The following is a 4,398-nucleotide window of genomic DNA, read 5'->3' as shown; positions in this document are numbered from 1 at the left end:
GTCATTCTCCCATGCAGAAAGTATTCCTTACTCTTACACTCTGGGTGCCCTCTACGAATCCCGCGCCGAGCACTTTTTACGGTAATAAAAGTACTCAGTTCTGAGGTAGTAGTATGACACACGCTTGCCCCAATGCATTGCGCCTTGCCGTGGCCGTTGCCATCAGTTCTTCCATCCTTGGTACACAGGCACTGACCGAACGCAGGCTACAGACAAAATCTATCGATATTCAGGGCAATGGACACGCGGAGTTTACCCACAGTGAGGTCATAGTTAAGCCAACTTTAGGTCACAACCAGCAACCAATACCCAAATCCATTACCACCACCTACCCCGATCAGACTCAAACCAGAGCTGGCTATGAGATTCCTTCTGAAGGCTTCACAAATGTTCTTTCTGGCATCAGTGGTGGTGTTTCCAGTATTGATCTGTTTGAAACGGACAAAGATGGCGTTGCTCAGAAATACACCAAAGTCCTGAAGGCAGGTAATGAGGGGATCTTCAAGATTACCCATAATCTTGCCGAAGAAGTACTGGTCATTGAAGTCAGAAACGGAATGACCAGTCAGGATTCAATTAAGGCTGTTCGAAGTCAATCGGGTGACATCCAACCACTGGAACCGACAACGAAAATCGCCAGCCCCAATCATTTGGTCGGGGTGCTGAAAGGAGCCAATGAAAGAGCAGGTAGCCTTGGCGAAGTTGATCACTATGTTGCCCTTGCCACCATCGAAGTTGACAAAATTGAAGTGAACAGTCGCACCTTTATGCGCCTTGTCGCTGCAGACGATGAGCCTCCTGATTTGCAGAGTCTGGATCAAGCACTCTTTGTTAATGATGAGCCACTTTTGGCAGCAGCGACCTCTGCCTATACCCAGGTTCATACTCTGAGAGAGGGTTTACAACAGAAAGCTCTGGACGATCTTTTGTACTACCATAAACCCGTCGGCTATGTTGTAAACGTTGGGGATGAGTGGCGGGCTTGCCCTGTGCCTGAAGGTTATCCAAAGCTGGAAGTGACTGAAGCTCCGGGAGAGATTATTGTTTTCCATGGTCAGAAGCAGAATCCGACAGATGTCGCTTTTGTGGAAAAAATCTTTGACGTCTGGAAAAGGGTTGATGCTAATACCCCCGCTCCTGGAGTATCAACACAAGTTAAAAAAGACAAGATCAAAAGCTACCAATACGTCATTCGAAGCAGGCAGATGGAACTGCTCGAGGGGTTAGCTGCGCGGCACGATGTTGGTGTTTTCGAAGATCATGATGCGGCGCTTATGCTGGCATACTATGAAATTCTCCAGCAGGCATTGACCGCTGCTACTCCTGATCATGCAGATGAATTTTATTTCTCAGTAGAACACGTCAAATTCGCCTCGTCTTTCATTACGCCACCCTCGATACATAATCAACTTGCAAAACACTTCAGCTTCAAACCCGCACTTAGAGATTTTCTGACTAACCCGCATTTTGTTCGGAATTTTCTCAATATTTTACCCTTTGCCGCCGAATTACAGACCGATAATTTTTACAACGCGAAACCGTTTGCAGACAAAATCATGGCCGACATGGCCAGAGAGATGATTGAGAATCAAATCAAGCTGGAAGAGCAGCGGGCAGCAGAAGGCGAACTCATCAAGCTTAGAAACCAGTTAAGGATCACAACGGAGAAAGTTACTGCCAGTGAAATGCTAACAAAGGAAACACTCCTGCTCTATCGGCAATCTGAGGATGCGCGAGCACGGCTTTCTGTCTATGTGGAAGAGCTGGTGAAAGAAGTTAACATACTGGATGTTCAACAAAAAAGCCTGCGCAACGAAATACTTTCAATGAGAGCTCCAGACGACGAATTTCATAAAGATCAGCTTCAGAAAAACCAGGCACTGGAAGAACGCATCGCACAGTTTGAAGAACGCATCGCACATTTAGAAGAACGCATCGCACAATTTGAAGTAATGCGACACAACAGATTCCATCGTCTTGCAGATTTGAAACCGAAAGTGGATGACATTACAACACCAGACCTCCAGGAAGCCATGCCTAAAGTCCTCAAGACGCTGAGTGCCGTAGAAAAAGCTCTGGAGATTCATTACCTTGATGAAAACGACGATCTGTATCTCCGTCGTCAGGGCATTGCTGAAGACATGCAGGAATACATCAGAGACGCCAGACAGCGGGCAGAGGAAGAGGCCCGGTACATACTGGAAGTCGTAGCAGAAATGCTCAACATCAACGTCAGTGAAGAGGATGACAAAACATCAAAACTCACCAGGATTTTCAGCGTACTTAACAGCTATGATCTCTCAGATAAAATACTGGGTGAAACGCTGGATGAGATTGATAGCATCCTCTGGAGATATGAAAGCAAAATTCTGCACGCGAAGGATTTCCAGCTGCTCACCCTTCTTGCGCACCTTCACTATAAACTCCAGGACCCTGGCCCGAACACGCAAGCCAGAGACCAACAGACTGATCTGCTGGAAGCCATAGAAAAAATACTCAACATAAAATTCAATAAAGAGGACGACAATGCAGTAAAACTTGCCCGGGTTCATACAATACTTGACGGCGATGATGTCTCAGGACACTTGCTGGATCAGATAGATCAAACCCTCCGGAAAGAAGACGGCGCAGCTCTGAACGAGAGGGATCTCAAACTCAACAAGCTTCGTGCGATTCTTCACTATAAAGTCAAAGATTCGTGCCTGGACATGCAAGTCAAAAAACAACAGGCAAGTCTGCTTGGAGCTTTAGAGAGAGAGCTGAACATCTACCCTCATAGAAACGCTGCTGCTGAAGGAAGAGGCAAGGCTACCACTGTCAAACTGGCCAAAGTTCTGAATGTGGCATTTGAGCAGGATGACGACCTGGCTGAACAAAAGGGTGCCCTGAGCACTAAAATTCAGGAATTATTCGAAAAATCAGACGCACTCTATGATGACGAAGCTGCCCGAAGAGTCTGGAACAATGAAATGGCTCATCAACTCAACATTGAGGACTACAAAGAGGATGCCACTATTGAAGACCAGAACAGTCTGGTTGAAAAAAAACTCCAACAGTTGAATAAAGAAGTTTTCAATGCGGGTCAGCCTGACGTTAATGAGCGCCTTACTGCCATTGAGAAAGAGCTTGACAGGCAAATAGCCCGACTGGGCCCCAAGCCCCGATACGTTCTTGATCGTGAGGTGGCCACTGCCAGACGAGCATTGGAAGAAGCTGAAAGTAATCTGAGAGATGTTCATCGCGAACTGAAGACGCTGCGTGGCAAGCACATTGTATTTGCCGGGAAACTTTCTGACCTGGACTATATCCCCGATAAAGACGATGTAGCTCTCAATCAGCTAATGAAAAAACTTCAGACCGACCTGGGTCTGACTGCAGGTGACGAACAAACATCTGAAGAGCGAGTAGAAGACATCAGACATTTCCTGCAGGAATACAGTGCAGAAAAACGAGATGAGATCACTGAGAAACTGAGAGCCAAACATGATCTGAATCTCCTGATCAAAGAAGGTGACCTCAGTACACTGCAAAATACTGATTACATTTTCTCCGTTACAGCCCATAAAAATAATCATGATCCGGACGAAACCGGTATCCTCGAGGAAGCATTGAATGAACTGCCTTTAGCCAAAAAAAACTACGCTCAGGTCACGAAATTCCTGCGCGATCGTGACAGAAAATGTATGGACTTGACCAGTAGATGGTTTGAAAAGAGGGATGCACAGGAGAATCTGGATCGTAAAAAACAGGAGAATATCGATTTTGGAGATTCCGATGAGAAGGCTAAATCCGTACATAAGAACGAAATGGCTAAGCTGGATTGGATCCTGAAGCAGAAAAATGAAGCTATATCAAAAGCAGAAGACGATCTTGCAGATTATGATGAAGCGTTTCTTGATGCCACTGAAGAAGCCGTGGATCTTAAACCAGATACTTCTGACACCTTTGGACAACGGATGGATGCCCTGAGAAACAAACAGTTAGAACTGGGCGGAAAAGATGGTAATGGTGGCAAGATCCGGCAACTGATGAAACAGGCCCGTCTGGAAGAGGAGATTGAAATCAGGAAAGCAGACATCAGGAGAAGGAAGGAAGTCCTGAATGCCGCAGAGACAGCTGTCGAAAGTGATCGTGGCCCCTTCCAGTACACACTGAAACAGGCAAAAATTCGAGCCGCTATGGATGCCTTCATGCAGCAGCACTCACTCAAACAACAAGCTCTGGAAGCTGCAATAGGTCTGGCAGAATTAGCAGCAGAAAGCGGTAAGACAACACCGTTCCTTAAGACACCATTCCTTACAACTTGCGATTTTGACGATGAATTTGCACCGATTCGCTTGCAGGCAATGGTCGGAGACAAGCTGACGTTTAAACAGGCCAGTCGGATTGTGGAAGTTT

1 protein-coding gene is annotated in these 4,398 nt (G+C 46.3%); it reads left to right on the top strand.

Annotated features, from left to right (window positions below; genetic code table 11):
- Positions 1-113 precede the first annotated feature (113 nt).
- The coding region (locus KDK16_RS01220; protein WP_257274316.1) for a hypothetical protein at positions 114-4,398 on the top strand (4,285 nt) is incomplete at its 3' end.

This window comes from Endozoicomonas sp. SESOKO4 (assembly GCF_024606275.1).
Note: the sequence above shows the minus strand (reverse complement) of the source record. Positions and strands in the feature narration are given on the sequence as shown.